General features: G+C 51.1%; 15 protein-coding genes. 5 read left to right on the top strand and 10 right to left on the bottom strand.

From position 1 onward, the window contains the following. Positions 1–186 precede the first annotated feature (186 nt). From PsW74_RS20765 to PsW74_RS20735, 7 genes are all read right to left on the bottom strand, one after another. Positions 187–1,488 (bottom strand): FAD-binding oxidoreductase, encoded by a 1,302-nt coding sequence (locus PsW74_RS20765; protein ID WP_063288200.1) that lies wholly within the window; start codon positions 1,486–1,488, stop codon positions 187–189. 18 nt (positions 1,489–1,506) lie between these two features. Continuing rightward, positions 1,507–2,847 (bottom strand): FAD-binding oxidoreductase, encoded by a 1,341-nt coding sequence (locus PsW74_RS20760; protein WP_063288199.1) that lies wholly within the window; start codon positions 2,845–2,847, stop codon positions 1,507–1,509. Positions 2,848–3,031: 184 nt separating this feature from the next. Continuing rightward, positions 3,032–3,799 carry an SDR family NAD(P)-dependent oxidoreductase gene (locus PsW74_RS20755; protein WP_057465964.1) on the bottom strand — a complete coding sequence of 256 codons (768 nt, stop codon included), beginning with the start codon at positions 3,797–3,799 and terminating at the stop codon, positions 3,032–3,034. A 111-nt stretch (positions 3,800–3,910) separates the two neighbouring features. Next, positions 3,911–5,380, bottom strand: a complete 1,470-nt coding sequence (locus PsW74_RS20750; protein WP_057465918.1) for an adenylate/guanylate cyclase domain-containing protein — start codon at positions 5,378–5,380, stop codon at positions 3,911–3,913. Positions 5,381–5,466: 86 nt separating this feature from the next. Next, positions 5,467–6,288, bottom strand: a complete 822-nt coding sequence (locus tag PsW74_RS20745) for an MBL fold metallo-hydrolase (protein ID WP_063288198.1) — start codon at positions 6,286–6,288, stop codon at positions 5,467–5,469. Positions 6,289–6,301: 13 nt separating this feature from the next. Further along, entirely contained in the window at positions 6,302–6,742 is a 441-nt protein-coding gene (locus PsW74_RS20740) for a cyclic nucleotide-binding domain-containing protein (RefSeq protein ID WP_193757786.1), read from the bottom strand. A gap of 100 nt (positions 6,743–6,842) precedes the next feature. After that, positions 6,843–9,434 carry an ABC transporter ATP-binding protein/permease gene (locus tag PsW74_RS20735; protein ID WP_063288197.1) on the bottom strand — a complete coding sequence of 864 codons (2,592 nt, stop codon included), beginning with the start codon at positions 9,432–9,434 and terminating at the stop codon, positions 6,843–6,845. Between the two features lie 253 nt (positions 9,435–9,687). Here PsW74_RS20735 and PsW74_RS20730 point away from each other — a divergent pair, with 253 nt between their 5' ends. The 5 genes from PsW74_RS20730 to PsW74_RS20710 are packed head-to-tail and all read left to right on the top strand — an operon-like array spanning position 9,688 to position 15,340. Next, a complete protein-coding gene (locus PsW74_RS20730) occupies positions 9,688–10,929 on the top strand; it encodes a glycosyltransferase (RefSeq protein ID WP_063288296.1) in 1,242 nt (413 codons plus the stop codon). A gap of 2 nt (positions 10,930–10,931) precedes the next feature. Continuing rightward, positions 10,932–12,170 carry a glycosyltransferase family 4 protein gene (locus PsW74_RS20725; protein ID WP_063288196.1) on the top strand — a complete coding sequence of 413 codons (1,239 nt, stop codon included), beginning with the start codon at positions 10,932–10,934 and terminating at the stop codon, positions 12,168–12,170. Further along, a complete protein-coding gene (locus tag PsW74_RS20720; protein ID WP_057465914.1) occupies positions 12,170–13,300 on the top strand; it encodes a glycosyltransferase family 4 protein in 1,131 nt (376 codons plus the stop codon). The genes PsW74_RS20725 and PsW74_RS20720 overlap by 1 nt, the downstream gene beginning before the upstream one ends. Next, entirely contained in the window at positions 13,300–14,499 is a 1,200-nt protein-coding gene (locus PsW74_RS20715) for a glycosyltransferase (RefSeq protein ID WP_063288295.1), read from the top strand. Before PsW74_RS20720 ends, PsW74_RS20715 begins: the two co-directional genes overlap by 1 nt. Further along, entirely contained in the window at positions 14,489–15,340 is an 852-nt protein-coding gene (locus PsW74_RS20710; RefSeq protein WP_208988086.1) for a polysaccharide deacetylase family protein, read from the top strand. Before PsW74_RS20715 ends, PsW74_RS20710 begins: the two co-directional genes overlap by 11 nt. On the opposite strand, the gene PsW74_RS20705 is transcribed toward PsW74_RS20710, so the two are convergent. The 3 genes from PsW74_RS20705 to PsW74_RS20695 are packed head-to-tail and all read right to left on the bottom strand — an operon-like array spanning position 15,315 to position 18,122. Beyond that, positions 15,315–15,908 carry a class I SAM-dependent methyltransferase gene (locus PsW74_RS20705; RefSeq protein WP_063288195.1) on the bottom strand — a complete coding sequence of 198 codons (594 nt, stop codon included), beginning with the start codon at positions 15,906–15,908 and terminating at the stop codon, positions 15,315–15,317. The genes PsW74_RS20710 and PsW74_RS20705 overlap by 26 nt on opposite strands. Positions 15,909–15,924: 16 nt before the next feature. Then, complete coding sequence (locus tag PsW74_RS20700; protein WP_063288194.1) at positions 15,925–17,097, bottom strand: ABC transporter permease; 1,173 nt, start codon at positions 17,095–17,097, stop codon at positions 15,925–15,927. Next, entirely contained in the window at positions 17,094–18,122 is a 1,029-nt protein-coding gene (locus PsW74_RS20695; protein WP_063288193.1) for an ABC transporter permease, read from the bottom strand. The genes PsW74_RS20700 and PsW74_RS20695 overlap by 4 nt, the downstream gene beginning before the upstream one ends. Positions 18,123–18,240: the final 118 nt, after the last annotated feature.

Below are 18,240 nucleotides of genomic sequence, written 5' to 3'. Positions count from 1 at the left end.
ACCCCAATCTGGCGAATATGTTATTTACGCGTTGCGGTATAGTTAGTTTTATCGGACTAATTTGGCAACTTTTCTTCAGCTTACACCACTAATGAGAAAAAGAGTACCCGCGGGTACGCCTCTCCCCTTCTGATCGCTTGAGCATTTCTCGGGTGTCGTCTGCTCGTGCCTCAAGTCTTGCAGCTTTTAGAAGCGGTTAAAGGCAAAACTGGAGAGATCGTGGCCAGCTGGTTTCCCAGTGAGCACATCTGCCATAACACGTCCAATAGATGGGCCTATTCCAAACCCATGGCCTGAGAAACCCGTCACGATATGCAGGTTATCCAGATTTGGAGCTCTATCGATCACCGGCAAAAAGTCTGGCATGGCATCAATGAGGCCGCCCCAGGCGGATTGCAGTTTTGTTCCTTTGAGCTGCGGAAAACGATCAGCGAGTGCTTGTGTTAGAGCACCCAGCTCATTCTGATCAGGTTTGGAGTTGAGGACGCGCATTGCTTCAAACGGTGTTATGTCCGCTCCGGTCCAACGTCTTTTTTGCATCCAGTGATCAGGGTAGTTTTTTGGAGACCATGGTTTGATGCTGGAACCCTTGAGGTTTTCGGCCATGTTGGGCAGCCATTCTTTCAGGAACCGAAATGAATCCAGACCGATATGATGGGTCTGGTTGTTCTTCAGTGCCAACGTGTAGCCACCATCCTGACGGCGGCGCATAGCAAAGGTGTTGTCTGAGGCATTTGCCGGGAAGACATCCGGTACGGCTTGCGTTGCTGCAACGGTCAACTCTACAGAAAGTTGAGGCAGTTTAATGCCTGCATTGGCGGCGAACAGAGAAGACCATGCCCCACCTGCCAGCATTACCTGTCCTGCTTTGATCTCGCCTTGCTCTGTGACAACGCCCATAACCTCGCCACCGGACTTTACCAATGTACGAACAGCGTTGTTTTCGCAAATGACAGCTCCAAGTCGCTCTGCAGCTTTTGCGATGCCGAGCGTCGCCTGCCCGGGTTCAGCACGACCATCACTGGCAGTATGCATTCCGCCGATCCAGCGGCCTTCTTTACCTTTGATATCTTCATGAACCTGCGCTCTTGAGATCATGCAGGTATCAAGATCATATTTCCGGCCAAGCTCGACGAACTTCTCAAAATTTTCCAAGTCCTCATGCTTTTCAGCAAGGTAGTAGACGCCGCTCGCGCTGTAGCCGAGGTCTTCCCCTGTCTCTTCGCTGAGCTCCTCCCACAAACGACGAGCTTCGATAGAGAGCGGGATTTCCGGCTCATCACGTCCTTGCTGGCGAATCCAACCCCAATTGCGACTGGACTGCTCTCCTGCAACTCTCCCCTTTTCGCAAAGAGTGACGCTTACGCCCTTCTTGGCGAGGTAATAGGCGGTACACACACCAATGATGCCCCCGCCGATTATGAGCACATCTGTTTCCTGCGGCTGTTCTCCATGGAACTGCTGCGGTGTATTTTCTGAATAAATCACGTCACTTACTCAAGGAGGTTAGATAAAGGGTCCGAGCTTGATTTTGGAGCCATCGGAAAAACGCGAATAACGGAAGCGCGTCAGGTCGTAGCCTGCTGGTTTGTCCATGAGCAAATCTGCCATGACGCGCCCTGCTGCAGGACCAATGCCAAACCCGTGCCCAGAAAAACCCGTTGCGATAAACACGCCCTTTTGCGTTGGGACTTCATCCATGATCGGGACAAAGTCCGGCATTGCATCAATCATTCCAGCCCAACTTTCTTCCATTTGCAGCCCTTGGAGCTGAGGGAAGCGGTCAACCAGACGATCCTGAATGCGTTTGAGGGCTTTCGGGCTCGGATCAGGGTTTAGCACACGACATGTTTCAAACGGTGTGACTTCATCTCCAGACCAATGCCGCTTATGCGCCCATGAATCTGGATAGTTCTTTGGTGGGTTCATGCCAAAGGAAATGCCTTTGAAGGACGCTTTCACAGCAGGAAGCCACTTGAAGAGGTGACGAAACGAGTCCTTACCGATGTAGTGATCATGAATATCACTGACCGCAAGCGTGTAGCCACCATCTACTCTTTTGCGGAACGCGAATGTGCCGTCTGCAGCGTTGCCGTTGAAAAGATCAGGCACAGCCTTGGTTGCAGCCACAGTTGCCCGCACACATAACTGAGGCATGGACACGCCGAGGTTTTGTGCAAAGAGTGAGGACCATGCACCAGCAGCGATCAGGACACGGTTTGCTTTGATCGTCCCCTTTTCGGTCACAGCACCTGTGAGTTTACCACCTTCAATCTCGAGCGTACGCACTGCACAGTCTTCAACGATTACAGCGCCGTTACGTTCCGCTGCCCTGCCAATCGCGGGCACAGCTATCCATGGCTCAGCACGGCCATCACTTGGTGTGACCATTCCGCCAACCCATTTACCGTCACGTCCCGGAATTTTGGCGTAGACCTCGTCTTTGCTGAGGAGCTTGGTATCGAGTTGATGCTGTTTGGCAAGTTCAAGAAAGTCCTCATAGTTTTTGAGGTCCTCTTGTTTTTCTGCCAGATAATAAACGCCCTCCTGGCGAAACCCGAGATCCTCTCCGGTTTCTTTCATCAGCTGTTGCCAGAGCCGGCTGCTTTCCATGGATATAGGGAGTTCTGCGGCATCCCTGCCTTGCTGGCGGACCCAGCCCCAGTTGCGGCTCGACTGTTCTCCGGCAACGCGACCCTTTTCGCAGAGTGTCACGTTCACACCCTTTTGCGCCAGCCAGTAGGCTGTGCAGGTGCCAATCACGCCACCGCCAATAATCAGAACATCAGTCTGTTCTGGAAGGTCGCCGAAGAACTGTTGGGGAGTGGAGCTGGTATAGGTCGCCATGAAGGCCTCTAGGAATCGGATCTATAAATTACAATCCGATGAACTTAGCAGGACTAAGATACCACTGCACGAGGGGGTGCCTAAGCACTTAGTCGACCTTTGGATTAGACCATATTGGTAGGTCTGGTTGTTTCGCAACCAGAAGCTGGCCTGAGAACTCAACGCTCTCAGACCAGAGAATTGCTTAGCGCGGTGCCATGCGGATTGCGCCATCCAGGCGGATGGTTTCACCGTTCAGCATTGGGTTGGTGCAGATTGCTTCCACCAGCTGAGCGTATTCGTCGCCGCGGCCCAAACGGGACGGGAACGGCACCTGCTGACCGAGTGAGTCCTGCACTTCCTGAGAGAGGCCACGAAGCATTGGAGTTTCGAAGATACCCGGTGCAACAGTCATCACGCGGATGCCGGACTTGGACAGGTCTCGTGCAACAGGCAATGTCAGAGCGGCAATGCCACCTTTAGATGCTGCATAAGCTGCCTGGCCGATTTGACCGTCAAATGCAGCCACAGATGCAGTGGAGATGATCACGCCGCGCTCGCCATCTTCTGTCAGTGGCTCAAGATTTGCCATGCGTGTTCCAGCAAACGACGTACAGCGGAATGTGCCGACAAGGTTTACGTTGATCACCGTCTGGAACATATCCATTGGGTGCGGCTCACCACGAGAGGTGGTTTTTGCAACAGGCGCGATACCTGCACAGTTGACGAGAATACGTGTTGGGCCGTGCGCTGCTTCAGCTGCATCCAGACCTGCTTTCACGCTGTCATCGCTGGTGACGTCAACTTTTACGAACTGACCACCAATCTCTTGTGCCAGTGCTTTACCAGCTTCTTCATTCACGTCGAAAAGAGTTACTTTAACGCCATGGCCAGCCAATTTCCGTGCGGTTGCCGCGCCAAGACCTGATGAGCCGCCGGTTACAACGGCTGCAATTTCTTTATTAAGTTGCATGGAATCCCATCCCGATTCATTTTGTTTGCCCCGCTGTCTTTCAAAGCTCCCGCCAAAATTCTTTGAAAGCAGCAAAATGCTGGATTGCGGGTCGGCATGAGAAAATCATTCTCACGCCAAAGCCACAAGGTCTACTTTTCCATTGATTCCCGCAACACACTCGGACTTTAAATCTATCATGTTTCCCTTATACCCTTGTCGTAGAGCCATGGAATAACTTGCACCATCTGTCAGGAACCGCGTGCCCTGGACCTTGTTGGCGGCTTCCAGCTTTGCAGCGCGGTTGACAGCATCACCGATCACGGTGAACTCCAACCGGTCCCGCACACCAACAACTCCGACGCTGACCGGACCTGCTGCGACCCCTACACCAACTTCAAATTTCATGGGCCAGCCTGCAGCTTCCAGATCGGCGCACTCTTCCTCCAGAATGTGTGTCAGTTCGACACCTGCTCGCAACGCATCAGCTGCATACGTTTCGCTGTCTGATACAGCGCCGAAGGTTGCAAGGATTCCATCACCAAGGAACTTATCAATTTTGCCCCCCTCTCCCAAAATCACCTTTGCAGCTTTCTTTTGGTAGAGGCTCAAAACACGCATGGTGGTTTCTGGCGGCAGTTTGGCGGCAGTTTTTGTAAAGGACCGGATGTCTACAAGAAGGATGGCAACATCCCGGATTTCACCGGTTCCAGCCATGAGCCTGCTTTCAGATTCCACAATGGAATTTGCAACTTCTGGCGTGAAAAAGCGGCTCAAGTCTTTTACTGCATTCTTCTGGCGAATGGCTGAGAAGAAGGTGCGGCGGGCTCTGAAGATAGAAAGGGCAAGAAGCGCTGTCACTGACAGGATGATTATCAACTTATCCAGCTCTGCCCCGATGAGAACCGCCTCGCCGGTCAGATACTCGATGTAGTTTCGAGTGATGAGTGTTGAGCCACCTTGATAGGTCAGAGCATAGAACACCAACCCTAACCAACCCAGAGCCCCGAAGACGCCAGTGAGGATCACGTATCTTGGATCAAAGCGGAGGGCTCTCAGGGCTATGAACAGGAACAGGTACATCAAGGTCGGGGCCTTGAGGTAAAAAGTGGGATGTTGGGCATACTGGATGTGGAAGGAGAAAATCAATCCGACCAGAAGCGCCACGTCTGCCATGATAGACAGGACCAGATACCAGACCGGCAGGGTGGTTCTGAAAGAGACGTAAATACGAATAAGCGTAAAGACAAGATAACAGGAAAAGGCGATGGGAACGAAGTTGAAGCCCATAGTGCCTTCGGCCCTCGGAGCAAGGGCGTACAGAACAGCAAAAAAGATAATGACGCCAAGCTGGACGATACCGATCAGACGTTCGGAGGCCGCTTCCTGACGCGCTACTTCACTACGCACACGTAAAGGCAAGTCCCCTTCCGGAGCTTTTGGCCCTAAAACACCGCGCTTCAGCTGCTGATAGAAGTTAGGTTCAGCTTTCTTCTGGTAAGAGATGCCATGGAACTTTTCGCTCAAGTCCACATCCGGCTTTTTCTCAGATCCACGTTTTTTTGAAGGATCGGAATTTTCTGGACCACTTCCAACTGCCACACTTGTCTCCCGTCACACCATTCAACAGGTGTTGCTGGTTTGCTCGCAGTTTCATCCGATCTGTTGCGAGCGACGGGTGAATGAACTTAAGGTTTGAAGACCATCCCTTCAGAGGCCACGATTGCTCGTGGATGCATCTGCTGGGCAGCCAAACCTATCTCGTCCAATTCATCATCCGTGCGACGCGGATCGTGATGAAAGATCACGGGCGTTTTCACGTTGGCGCGCTGGCATATTCCGACCACATGCTCCCATGTGGAATGTCCCCAACCCTTATACTTAGGGTATTCGGAACAGGTGTACATCCCATCCTGGATCACAACATCTGCATCACGGATAAACTCTAGGACAGCTGCATCGTGAGATGCGCTCCCCATTTCGTGATCTGTGATGATGCACATGGACTTACCATTGTACTCCATCCGGTAGCCACAGGCACCGCCAGGATGGTTTAGCGCAACGGTTTTGATTATCAGCCCATTGTCTTTCTTCAGGGTGTCCCCTGCCTTGAAACTTTTAAAGGAAACAGCACTTAGCGTGTTCGCTCCTACCGGGAAAATAGGGGGCGACATGATCCGACAGATGATATCCTTCAAATCACACGGGTCATTAAAATGGCCTGCGGTAAGGCGAATACTGAAATTGGGATCGTACGCCGGCTCAAAGAAGGGCAAACCACAGATGTGGTCAAGATGTGTATGCGTGAAGAGAAGATCGATGTCTCGGTGTGGGCCTTTCATCAACTCTTTGCCCAGATTGCGTGCACCAGACCCACAGTCGACCATCAACAGAACGTCCCCCGCCCGAATTTCAAAGCAGGCTGTTTCTCCGCCGTATCTAAGTGTTTCGGGACCAGCAGCAGCTGTTGAACCGCGAACACCCCAAATTTTAAGAGAAAACTCGTTCAAGTAATCTGGCCTTTCAAGTGGACGCAGGGCGTGCCTGCGCAAGTTCTCTGGTCGTTTTTTCCAATCGCAACGCCAATACACGCATAATCTCGAGCGAAACTTTCGGAAACTCCGCGATGAGCTTCAAAAAATCGTCTTTGGATATTGCCAGAATGTGAGTTGTACCCACTGACTGTAAGGTCGCTGTTCTTGGCACATCACACAGGATCGCAATCTCACCAATGATGGCATATTGTCCAACCTTCGCAACCTCATTTTCATCAACAAACACAGCAACTTCACCGGAAAGGACAACAAATGCACTGTCTCCATCATCTCCCTGATGGCACAAATGCTCCCCATCCTGAAACTCCATGCGGTCACTGATGAACGCAAGAAGACGCAGTTTGCTTGGTTCCAATCCCTGAAAGAGAGGGACACGGCTTAAAGCTTGGACTTCTGCATCAATAGTCACATTTCACTCCCAATAACTTGATGAGCATAGCTGAAGTTCTCCCAGCAAACTGTGTTCCAGCTCACATCATCTCGCCTTTGTTTCACCATAGTTCCCAAGACTATCTTTCGATAACCCTCCCATTTTCTAGGTGAAGCGTCGTAGAAAACTCCTCAGCAACACTTTCATTACTTACTCCGAACATGAGAATTTTGTCACTCATGAGCTTCCTGAGGTCTTCGCGCAGGGTCTTATCTGTTGCACTTACACTGTTTGCCGTTTCATCCAGAACGTAGATGTGTGCATTCTTCAACAGGGCACGAACCAGACAGATCAACCTACGTTGATGGGAGGATAACTTCGCACCAGCAATGCCCACCTGATAATCGAAGGCAGCGCGGCGAATTGGGGCGATCAGATCTCTTTCACGCACGAGCTCTTGCAGAACTTGTTGTATTTTCTGGCGGGCATCGCGGCGGTCCAACCTTGCGTGTCCGAAGACCAGATTGTCCTCGATGCTCAAAGTGGTGAGATAAGTGTCTGGATCAAAGAACTCGAAACGCTCATTGTCTTTGCCCACTGTTTCCATAAACTGTTTCCGAGCTGCCAGGATTTTCTCCCGCATATCATCATCCAGAACACCAAGGCGGTGCTTTGCTGGAATGAGCTTGAGCGCCAGCGCAATCAAACGGGCCCGATCTACATCCTTGAGCCGCTTGCGCCGCTGTTCACCCTTTTGCTCATTCACAATACGGGCAAACTCCGGAAGATCCTCACGACTGATGAAAGAATACCTGTTCAGCAAATCACTGTCTGCACTCACATCAGCAAACAGTTCGACCATAGTCTTTGCAATTTTCAGTCCGATATCTGCCAGGAGCACATCAAACCCGGTCTCTTTGAGGAAAGCTGAAATTTGCGGGTCTGTCGGAACATGTTCAATGGTCATGAAGTGTTCTTTGGGACTTGCAAAAAACAGGTTCTGCGCCAGATTGGCAGACATATTGAATTTTTCAGGGTCCCAGAACTCGACGAGATTTTGAAGTTTCGTGTCATTCTGGATTTTCTCGCGCAAGGCTTTCCGCGCCTCAACCAATTTGGGCATGAGGCCGCCATTGAGCTCTTCAGTCTCGTTTGGATTGATGACTGTCTCAACGCCCAGTAAGTACAAATCACGCGAGAAACCTGCTACTTTACACAGCTCGAGGGCTTTATCTTCCAACTCCTGCATAGAACCAGCATCAGCTAATTCGTAATCTTCCCAGCGCGCTTTCAAATCAAAGTATGGGTTAAGCGTCATGGCAGCTTCCTTCAACTGACGCTGCCTTTTCCTCAGATCGCTGCCTTCATACTCGACCTTTTCCTGAGGCCGATGACGCAGCCCGTAGAAGAGATTATCGCGAATTGTCCCCGTCCAGACATGCAAATGACCACCCACGTAGGCAATCTGCCGACCCAAGGTCGCTTCTGGCATGCTTTCGAAATTAGTGTTGTTGATGGTGACTGATCCTGAGGTGGGGCTCAGCAATCCAGCTGCCATCTGCAACAATTCAGCGCGTCCAGAACCATCCACACCAGAAACAGCCAGTGGTTTACCCGGCTCGACATTAAGTGAAACATTATGCACTTCCTGCCCGGTCCCTACTCCTGATAGCGCTAGTTTATCCAAGGTGAGTGTGCCTGTGAGCACCAGAGATTCATCATCCAGCAGACGTTGTTTGTCGTAGAGATCAGGTGGATCGAAGTTTTCAACCACTGTCTGGTATTTGACTGAGACGTCTGCTGTCATTTGGTAGTAGGCCAGCAGCTCTTTCCATGGACCAGCCAGATCCTTGTATGCTGCAATCACCGCAATCAACGCACCGATGCTGAGCTGACCTTTGATGACCAGATAGCCGCCGATAAAGTAGAAGAAAAACGGTGTCAGCTGATTCATGAAGTTATTGACGAACTTGATGAAGTACTTGCGATTATAGATATCGAAACGAATACGGAAGTTTCGATAGAGTCTGTCTGAAAGGTCTGCTGAATGCCACGCTGACGTGTCGTTGCTATGAATCTCGGAGATACCTGAGATGCTCTCTCCCACCTTATCGGCGATCACGCGCACATTCTTCACACGTTGACGAGACAGGCGAACGACCTTCTGCTGGAGCTTGGGAATGATATATCCCTGCACCGGATAAAGTGAGATAGCGGCCAGTCCGAGCAGTGGGTCCTGCATGAAAATAAAGCCGACCTGAACGACCAGCATTCCGCCTTGATAGGCTGGTAAAGCGAAGGCCTCGCCAACAAAACCACCAACATCCTCGACCTCGGCGGTAATCATTGGTATGATCTCGCCGGAGCTGACCTTCTTAAAGTGAGGCAGGCGGAAGCGGAGTACGCGCTGAAACAGCTCAAACCGCAACTGGCGTAGCATCCTCTCACCCAGTCTACCCTTGTAGACGTTGAGGTAGAGCTTGATGCAGTTGCTAACAACAACAAGAACCAAAAACAAAATACATAGCACCGCCAAATACTGAATCTGACCGAGCTGCATTCCGAAAAGTTCTACTGGAAAATTGCTACCCTGAATTGCTTCATTGGTAATTGTCTTAGGTAGATCCAGCAGGATGTAACTCACCGGATAGGACAATATGGTGACTAGAAGAATCGCCACTTGATAGCGGGCTGAGTTCTTCCAGATGAATTGGAAAAGCGATTTTTCCATGTCCACTCCGATTAAGCTCAGATCAGGCTAACCCAAACTGAGGCGATGCGATTTACGCTCTAACTGACGCAAGGGAACTTTACGCTTCAAGATCTTAAAAAACGGCATAAACCCGCAAGATCCCTTGGATTTATGGGGGTACTTCTTTGGTGTTTAAACGCTTCAAAGCAGGTTTGACCGTTCCTTGGTGGCCCTCCCCCGCCAAACTGATCTGATGCTGAGGTTTATGCGCAGCAGATGGAATAAGAAGCGCATGACGGTAATGACGCCAAAAATTCTGATTTATAGCCACGACACCTTTGGATTGGGCCATCTGCGGCGATGCCGCACAATCGCACAATCTTTGGTTGGCTCCTTCCAGGAAATGTCCGTTCTCATCCTTTCAGGATCTCCCATCATTGGTAGTTTCGAGTTTCGTTCCCGGGTCGATTTTGTCCGCATTCCGGGCGTGATCAAACTGCGCAGTGGTGAGTACACTTCGCTCTCCTTGCAGCTTGATATCAATGAGACGATCGCCATCCGATCATCCATCATCGAACACACGGCCAAGGTGTTTAAACCCGATATCTTCATCGTCGATAAGGAGCCGCTTGGGCTGCGCGGTGAGGTTCTCCCCTCGCTTCAATACCTCAAGGGGCAAAAAACACGGCTGGTTTTGGGTCTTCGCGATGTGATGGATGATCCGCATGTTCTGAAGGAGGAGTGGCTTCGCAAACGCGCCTACCCTGCTCTCAATGATCTTTATGATGAGATCTGGGTTTACGGCCCTTCAGTGATGAACAATCCATTGGATGGGCTTGGCTTTGACCAGTCGGTGATGGAAAAGACGCTCTTTACTGGCTACCTGCGCCGGTCAATGCCAAGTTCAGCTCAGGATTTCACAGCGCCCTTTGATGGTGCCCCTTATGTGTTGGTGACCCCAGGGGGTGGCGGTGACGGTGTTGAGCTTGTCGATTGGGTCATACGGGCCTATGAAGCACGTTTGCGTCCCTTGTTCCCAGCTCTCATTGTCCTCGGACCTTTCATGAGCAAGGCAGATGTGGAAGCGTTTACAACGCGTGCATCTCATTTGCGCGATGTTGAGATCCTTCGATTTACCCCCGAAATTGAGCCCTATATGGCCAATGCGACTGCTGTGATTGGCATGGGAGGGTACAACACATTCTGCGAGATCCTCTCCTTTGACAATCCAGCCCTTCTGGTTCCACGTGTTGTGCCACGCAGAGAGCAGGCTATTCGAGCAGAGCAAGCCCAGCGATTGGGTCTTGCGCAGATGCTTCCGATTGACTCATACCCGAGTGTTGAGCTGATGGTGAAAGCATTGGCAAACCTGCCATTTTTCGCACCGCCGTCTCATGCTCATTCCGAAAACTATCTGGGCGGTTTGGATATTATCAATCTGCGAACTGCCGAAATTCTTGGCATGCGTGAACAGCATTTATCACAACGTCTTGGTCCTCGAGACGATGTCAAACTGACATATAATGCGGGGTAGTGATGGAAGTTGGTCGCATTGCTGTGGTTGTGAAAGGGTATCCTCGTCTTTCCGAGACCTTTATTGCCCAGGAAATCTACGGCCTGCAGGAACGCGGTGTAGGCCAGCTTATTGTCGCGCTACGTCGCCCCTATGATCCTTATGTGCATGACGTCCACGAGAAGATCACTTCCGACGTGCTTTACCTCACTGAGTATCTCAAGGATGATCCGTCTCGTGTCCAAAAAGCTATGGCATGGGCAAAGAAACAACCGGCATATGCAGCAGCCAGAGCATGTTTTGAAAAAGACCTAGAGCACAAGAAAAATGCAGAGCGCTTCCGCCGATGGGGGCAAGCTTGTGTGATGGCTCATGAACTGCCAGAGGATGTTATCTGGATACACACGCATTACCTTCACAGCCCTTGTAGTGTTGCACGTTACGCGGCTCTGCTCTCGGGGCGTCGCTGGTCATTCTCAGCTCATGCCAAAGACATATGGACCACGGAACGATGGGAGCTTGAGACAAAACTTGCTGATGCTGCCTGGGGAGTAACCTGTACTAAAGCGAACCTTGCTTACCTGCGTTCCCTTTGTAAGGAACCTCACAAAATCAGTCTTGTTTATCATGGTCTCGATTTTTGCGGATTTCCTGAGGCTCCCCGTTCTGCCACGTTACGGGATGGAACAGGAGCAGACGGCGTTCGGATTATCTCCGTCGGGCGACTGGTAGACAAGAAGGGTTATGACAACTTGCTGCGCGCTTTCAGCAAACTCCCAAAAGACCTGAACTGGCACTTCACCCACATCGGTGGAGGTGAGCTGTCATGTTCACTCAAGGACCTTGGTGTGCAACTTGGTCTGAGTGACCGTATATCATGGCTGGGAGCCCAACCGAGGAAGCTTGTGTTGGAAGAGATGGAAAACGCCGATATTTTCGCTCTTGCCTGCCGTGTCTCAAAGTCAGGTGACCGGGACGGTCTGCCGAACGTGGTGATGGAAGCACAAGCTATGGCGTTGCCATGTGTTTCAACAGAGGTATCTGCTCTTCCTGAGATCATTGAAAGTAATAAGACTGGCCTGCTTTGTCCTGCTGAAGACATCTCAGCCTTATCAGAGGCACTGCAGCTTCTGATCACCCGCCCTTCTGAGCGAGAGCGCCTTGGAACCAATGCGTTTGAAAGCGTTCATCGCCGGTTCAGTGCCTCGCCCGGTTTGGATTTTCTGGAGGAGAAGTTCTCGAGAAGTTTGGAGCTCTGCTGATGAAAGTCGCCTTTACAGCGCCCATGAAGCCTATTGACCACCCTGTGCCTTCGGGAGACCGAACCATGGGGCGATTGATCGTGCGAGCATTGCATTTGGCGGGGCATGAGGTTGAAATTGCCTCCACTTTTCGCAGCTGGCGCGCTGAGGGTGGTGAGGACGTGACACGCGACGTGAAAGAGCTGGCGCTTACAGAGGCAAAAGCTATCGCAGAGCGCTGGATTGAACACAGTGAAGTGCCTGATGTATTTCTCACGTACCACCTCTACCACAAAGCACCTGACTGGATCGGCCCCTACCTGTGCGCAAAATTCAACATTCCTTATGTGGTCGTGGAAGCCAGTCGTGCCCCAAAACGGCAAGCGGGTAACTGGGCTCTCGGGTTTAATGCAGCTGATGCAGCTCTTGCTCAGGCCAGTCAGGTGGTCGCTCTGACTAAATCTGATGCACAATGCCTGAAAGAGGTCCTGAATGAAGATGTTCTGACGGTTCTGCCACCGTTTTTGGAAACTGCAAAGTTTGAGGTCAGTCACAGTGTCACCAAAGGCTCGGCTGATGGAAAGATACGGCTGCTGTGTGCGGGTATGATGCGTGAAGGCGACAAGCAGTTTTCATACATGGTGCTTGCTGCCGCCCTGAAACAGATTGCCGATTTGCCATGGCGCCTGACCATTGCCGGAGATGGACCGGCCCGAGGTGAGATTGAACCGCTGTTTGATCCGGCACGCACAGAATTTGTCGGGCTCATCCCTTGGCAAGAGATGCCACGTCTGTACCGGTCTCACGACATTTTTGTCTGGCCTGCCATTCGTGAAGCCTTTGGCTTTGTGTTTCTGGAGGCTCAATCCTGTGGCTTGCCCGTGGTTGGTGGGCGGGTGTTTGGTGTACCTGACATCGTGGAGGAAGGTACCAGTGGTTTGCTTTCAGATGAAGGCGACGCCTCTGCTTTGGCTCAGAACCTGATGTCTCTCATAAAAAACACACACAAGCGGGAGAATATGGGGCTCGCAGCTATAGAAAACATTCACAAAAACCATAGTCTTGAAGCTGGGGCGAGAGGGCTGGATAAGGTGCTCAACGCAGCTCTTGAACATCACAAATTTAAACGGAGAGTTCACGGAGGCCGATGATGAAAGCCTTCATCCATGTTCAGCACTTGCTTGGCTCGGGCCATATCGTCCGGGCCGTGGCGCTTGCCAAGGCGCTGGTTCGTCAAGGCATTGCAGTGACCCTTGCAACTGGGAACCGTATTCCTGACACGTTGAATTGTGATGGGCTATCTGTTGTCCGGTTGCCTGCTGTGCGTGCCGCCAATGCAAAATTTGATGTTCTGCTGGATGAATATAACGTCCCGATTGATGAGGCGTGGTGGGAGAAACGCATCACGGCAACCCTTTCTGCCTTTTCCTCTGAGCATTTTGACTTATTGATCACGGAAACCTACCCCTTTGGGCGCAGGATGTTTGCAGCCGAGATGACGCGTCTTCTTGAATGTGCTGGCAGCAAACTCTCCCCGCCCTGGGTCGTTTGCTCCGTGCGTGACATTCTGGTGCGCAAGGACGAGTTATGGAAGGAAGAATGGATGGCATCACAAGCCTCTGCCTTTTATGATCGGATCCTTGTCCATTCAGACCCACAACTCATTACGTTTGATGAGAGTTTTCCGTTCTCAAACAGGGTGAGTTCGCATATCCGCTACACGGGCTATATCAGTGATGACCGTACAACATCTGCACCTTCAATTGACGGTGCAGGTGAGATTATCGTGTCGTGTGGAGGGGGAGCTGTCGGCTCTGCTTTGTTGCGGGCCGCACTGTCTGCTCCCAACCATATGTCACCCAACATCAGCCATCGGTGGCGCGTGCTCGTTGGACAGGACGTTCCCGACGCTGAGTTCCAACAGTTTTCCAGGCACTCTTCATCAGAGCTCATTATTGAGCGGGCTCGCAAAGACTTTCCCGCGCTTTTGAAGAACGCCAAACTTTCTATTTCTCAAGCTGGTTACAACACGGTTGTCGATATACTGCGTGCAGGCATTCCATCCGTTCTGGTTCCTTTTGCGCAAGAAGCTGAGACAGAGCAAACTCAACGCGCGCTCAGCCTCATGAAGCATCACAGAGCGGTGGCTGTTCCCGAAAAAGTACTCAGCCCTAATACGCTTGCACAAGCAGCACAAAAAGCACTCTCGCTTCCCGCTCCAGACTTACACGTGGCGCTGAATGGAGCAGAGATTTCAGCTCAAGTGCTTGCCGCAGATCTTGGCATGGAAACACCCATGGACCATGCGCTCGGGATTATCTGGGAAAGGAACGTTTCTCGTGATCTCTAGTATTGCTCCTGTCGTTGAGCCTGTTCCGGAAACCGAACACTTCGCAGGTGACGGCCAAGGAGCGTTTGAACATCATCTCACCCAGCACCTCAATTGGTTTGAAGAGCGCGGCCTTACTGTCAAGTTCTGGTGGCGGGACGATGATGCTGTTTCGCCAACTCCTGCGCTTGAAGAATTGCTTGCGTTTTCTGACCGGTTCCGCATTCCGCTTTCGCTTGCCGTAATTCCAAAATTTGCAACAGATGCGCTCGCCCAGCGTCTTGCGAACACGCAGGATGTTCATGCCGTTCATCATGGTTGGCAGCATAAGAATTATCAGAAGAAAATATACGGCGAGAAAGCCAGTGAGTTTGGGTGGCGGCGAACGTCTAAGGAGATGGCAAAAGAACTGGCAGAAGGTCGAGAGATCCTGCAAAACTTGTTCGGTGAACGCTTTGTGCCGTTGTTTGTGCCTCCATGGAACCGAATTGCGCCACGTGCTGTGCAACTCCTCAAGCAGCAAAGCGATTACGGATTATCCGCATTCACCTGGATCAATCATTTCCGCCTGCCACGCCTCCAAAGCCACGTCGACATCATCAAATGGAAGAAAAACAAACGCTTTATCGGTTGGGAGGCTGCTCGCAAACGGTTAGATCTGCAGCTTTGCCGACGTCGAACCAATGTCGCTGAGCCGATCGGACTGCTGACACATCATCTGGATCATGGTGAAGGCTGCTCTGAGTTTCTGGAGGCATTTTTCAAGCTCACGTCTGCTCACTCTGCAGTTGAATGGCTTAGTTCTCGAGACCTTCTGGATCAAGCAAAACACGATTTTACTTTGGCTGCCGGGCAGGTCTGACCAACCGTAGTTTCCACCCTACATTCTTTGAAAAAGACTTTAACTCAAGGTCATCGAGCACTTGCCAATGATCTGTTTTGTCCGTTTCATCCCAGATCTTCTTGATGGACTTGTTTGCGCCTGATTTTTCTCGAGCTGGCGTGTACATGGAAATTGCAATAACGCCGTTATCTTCAAGAAATTTTGCATACCGATTGAGCTGTAATTCAGGCTCTTCGCAAAAGTAGAGCACTTCATTGAAGACAACTGCTGAGAACGTCTCCTCTGGTTTAGCGTTGAAGCTCTCAAGATCAGATTGCATCAGTTGCACATGCTCCTCCCCAACCTTGGCATTGCTTAGTGCAATTTCTGAGAGATCGACGCCACAATACCGCTGCAAGCCTGATGACTTGAGATAGTGATACAGAATTGCTTCACCGCAGCCGACATCAAGGACCGCATGTGTTGTTGCTGTTTGCCCAAGCCATGCGGAGAGAATTCCGTAGCGCGCAGCCTCTTTGATATCATTGAGAAAATGCCAGCGACCTGCTTCGTACTGGCGATCCCAATCACCTGAGAGATCTTCCATTATATTGAGGCTCCAGCTACTTATACGGATCAGCTGCATCGCGCAGCCCGTCGCCCATGAAGTTGAAGGCAAGCACGACAATGATGATCGGAATAACCGGCGCCATCAACCACGGATAAATGGTAACGACGGAGATATTCTGAGCTTCATTGAGAAGAACACCCCAGGATACAGCGGGCCTCCTCAGTCCGAGATTCAAGAAGGACAGAGCTGTTTCACCAAGTATCATCGCAGGTACAGAAAGTGTTGCTGATGCAACAAGGTGACTTGTGAAACCGGGAAGCAAGTGCTTGACGATGATGCGGCTTGGGCTAGCCCCCATCAGAGCTGCGGCCTTGGCATATTCTTCTTCTCGCAGTGAGAGCAATTTTGATCTGACGGCACGCGCCAAACCCGGCCAGTCCAACAGACCCAAAATGACCGTCAGGCCGAAGTAAATCCAGACCGGCGACCACGTTATCGGCAAGGCGGCAGATAGAGCCATCCAGAGTGGGAGTTCGGGCAATGAGCGCATAATTTCGATAACGCGTTGAATTGAGCTATCGATCCACCCACCGAAGAAACCAGCAAGTCCGCCGAGCAAGACACCAAGCACCATGGATATGCTTACACCGACAAGACCAATGGTGAGAGACAGCCGTGCTCCATAAACGAGACCTGAGTATTGATCTCGCCCCAATCTGTCCGTACCTGCAATAAACAGCGTCCCGTCTTTCGCGGGGCAAATAACGTGAAGGCTTGCGGGAAACAGGCCCCAGAACTTGTAGGGATCTCCTTTGCAAAAGAACCGGAGTTTTTGAACTTTTGTGGTGTCTGTTTCATAGACCCACTTCAAATTTTCCAGATCAACTGAAGGGTTCAGACCATACACAAAGGGTCCAACCAGCTTGCCTTCATGGAACAAGTGGATGGCTTGTGGCGGAGCAAAGAGGAAATCTACGTTTCGCTTTGCCACCGGATAAGGTGCAATAATTTCTGCAAAAGGGACACATAGATAGAAGAAGAAGAGGATGATCACTGAGATCACGGCCAGCTTGTGCTTGCGGAACTTCCACCAGATGATTTTCCATTGTGGCGCTTGATAATATCTCTCCTGCTCTCGGGTCAGGATCTCAACATCCTTGGGGTCAAAACCCTTTGGGTTGACGTAGTGCTCTGCTTTGTCCTCTCCACGTTCACCCGGGCTCATTGTCTTGACCCTTCTTTTCCAAGGCGAATTCGTGGGTCCAGATAACCAAGTAAGACATCAGAGACCAACATGCCAATCAATGTGAGGATGGAAACGAAGAGTAGAATAAACCCTGCAAGGAACTGATCCTGCGATTGAAGCGCTCCAAGAAGGACAGGACCGACGGTGGGAAGGTTGAGGACGACAGAAACAATAACCGAGCCTGACACAAGCGAGGGAATTAGATTGCCTATATCTGCTATGAATGGGTTGAGAGCGACACGAAGGGGATATTTGACGAGGAGTTTGCTTTCTCGCATTCCCTTTGAACGAGCGGTCGTGACGTATTGCTTATAGATTTCATCCAGCAGGTTCGCGCGTAATCGGCGGATCATGGCGGCTGTGCCGGATGTTCCGATGACAATCACCGGAACAATCAGATGTGCCACAATAGACAGGGCTTTACCGCCGCTCAAGGGTTCGCCAATGTAGTGCTCCTCCATGATGCCCCCTACAGTCAGTCCAAACCAGCTGTTGGCCAAATACATTAAAACCAATGCCAATAAGAAGTTAGGGGTCGCTAGACCGAGATACCCAATAAGTGTGAAGGTGTAATCCCCCACCGAATACTGACGTGTCGCGGAGTAAATGCCGATAGGAAAGGCAACGCAGTAAATGAAGAGGATCGTAGCAAGGTTGAGCGCAACTGTAAGCGGTAATGTTGGGCCAACCACTTCACCGACTGGCTGGTCATACTCAAAGGACCAGCCCCAATTGCCCTGAATTAGTCCATCAAACCCATTGGGTCCGGGCCAGAGCCCCACCCAAATTCCGTAACGCTCCACAAACGGTCTATCGAGAGCGAACTCTTTGCGCAGAAACTCCAATCTGCCAATAGAAGCACTTTCTCCGGTTGAGCGGAGCATGGAGATCTGGTTGGAGATGTAATCCCCTTCCGGCAATTCAATGATGAAGAAAACCAGGAAACTGATGGCAGCAAGCGTTGGTATCATCACCAACAGCCGCCGCAGGATGTAATTGAGCACCCGCTTCCCTTTCTTTTCTCACACCACTCGTGGGAGAAGTCTAAAGGAGCTCTCTTGGCTTTCTCTGAGAAAATCTAATCAGGTTTGAGAAGCCCTATTAGCCCGCGCTTAAGGCAAG

The sequence above is a fragment of the Pseudovibrio sp. W74 genome, assembly GCF_001623085.1.
Taxonomy (GTDB): Bacteria; Pseudomonadota; Alphaproteobacteria; order Rhizobiales; family Stappiaceae; genus Pseudovibrio.
This window is presented reverse-complemented; position numbering and strand designations above follow the sequence as displayed.

Bases quoted from the DNA above. Each gene is read 5' to 3' on its own strand.
- PsW74_RS20725 (WP_063288196.1), top strand. From the start codon at position 10,932: ATGGAAGTTGGTCGCATTGCTGTGGTTGTGAAAGGGTATCCTCGTCTT.
- PsW74_RS20720 (WP_057465914.1), top strand. From the start codon at position 12,170: ATGAAAGTCGCCTTTACAGCGCCCATGAAGCCTATTGACCACCCTGTG.
- PsW74_RS20715 (WP_063288295.1), top strand. From the start codon at position 13,300: ATGAAAGCCTTCATCCATGTTCAGCACTTGCTTGGCTCGGGCCATATC.
- PsW74_RS20735 (WP_063288197.1), bottom strand. From the start codon at position 9,434: ATGGAAAAATCGCTTTTCCAATTCATCTGGAAGAACTCAGCCCGCTAT.
- PsW74_RS20730 (WP_063288296.1), top strand. From the start codon at position 9,688: ATGACGGTAATGACGCCAAAAATTCTGATTTATAGCCACGACACCTTT.
- PsW74_RS20700 (WP_063288194.1), bottom strand. From the start codon at position 17,097: ATGAGCCCGGGTGAACGTGGAGAGGACAAAGCAGAGCACTACGTCAAC.
- PsW74_RS20760 (WP_063288199.1), bottom strand. From the start codon at position 2,847: ATGGCGACCTATACCAGCTCCACTCCCCAACAGTTCTTCGGCGACCTT.
- PsW74_RS20705 (WP_063288195.1), bottom strand. From the start codon at position 15,908: ATGGAAGATCTCTCAGGTGATTGGGATCGCCAGTACGAAGCAGGTCGC.
- PsW74_RS20755 (WP_057465964.1), bottom strand. From the start codon at position 3,799: ATGCAACTTAATAAAGAAATTGCAGCCGTTGTAACCGGCGGCTCATCA.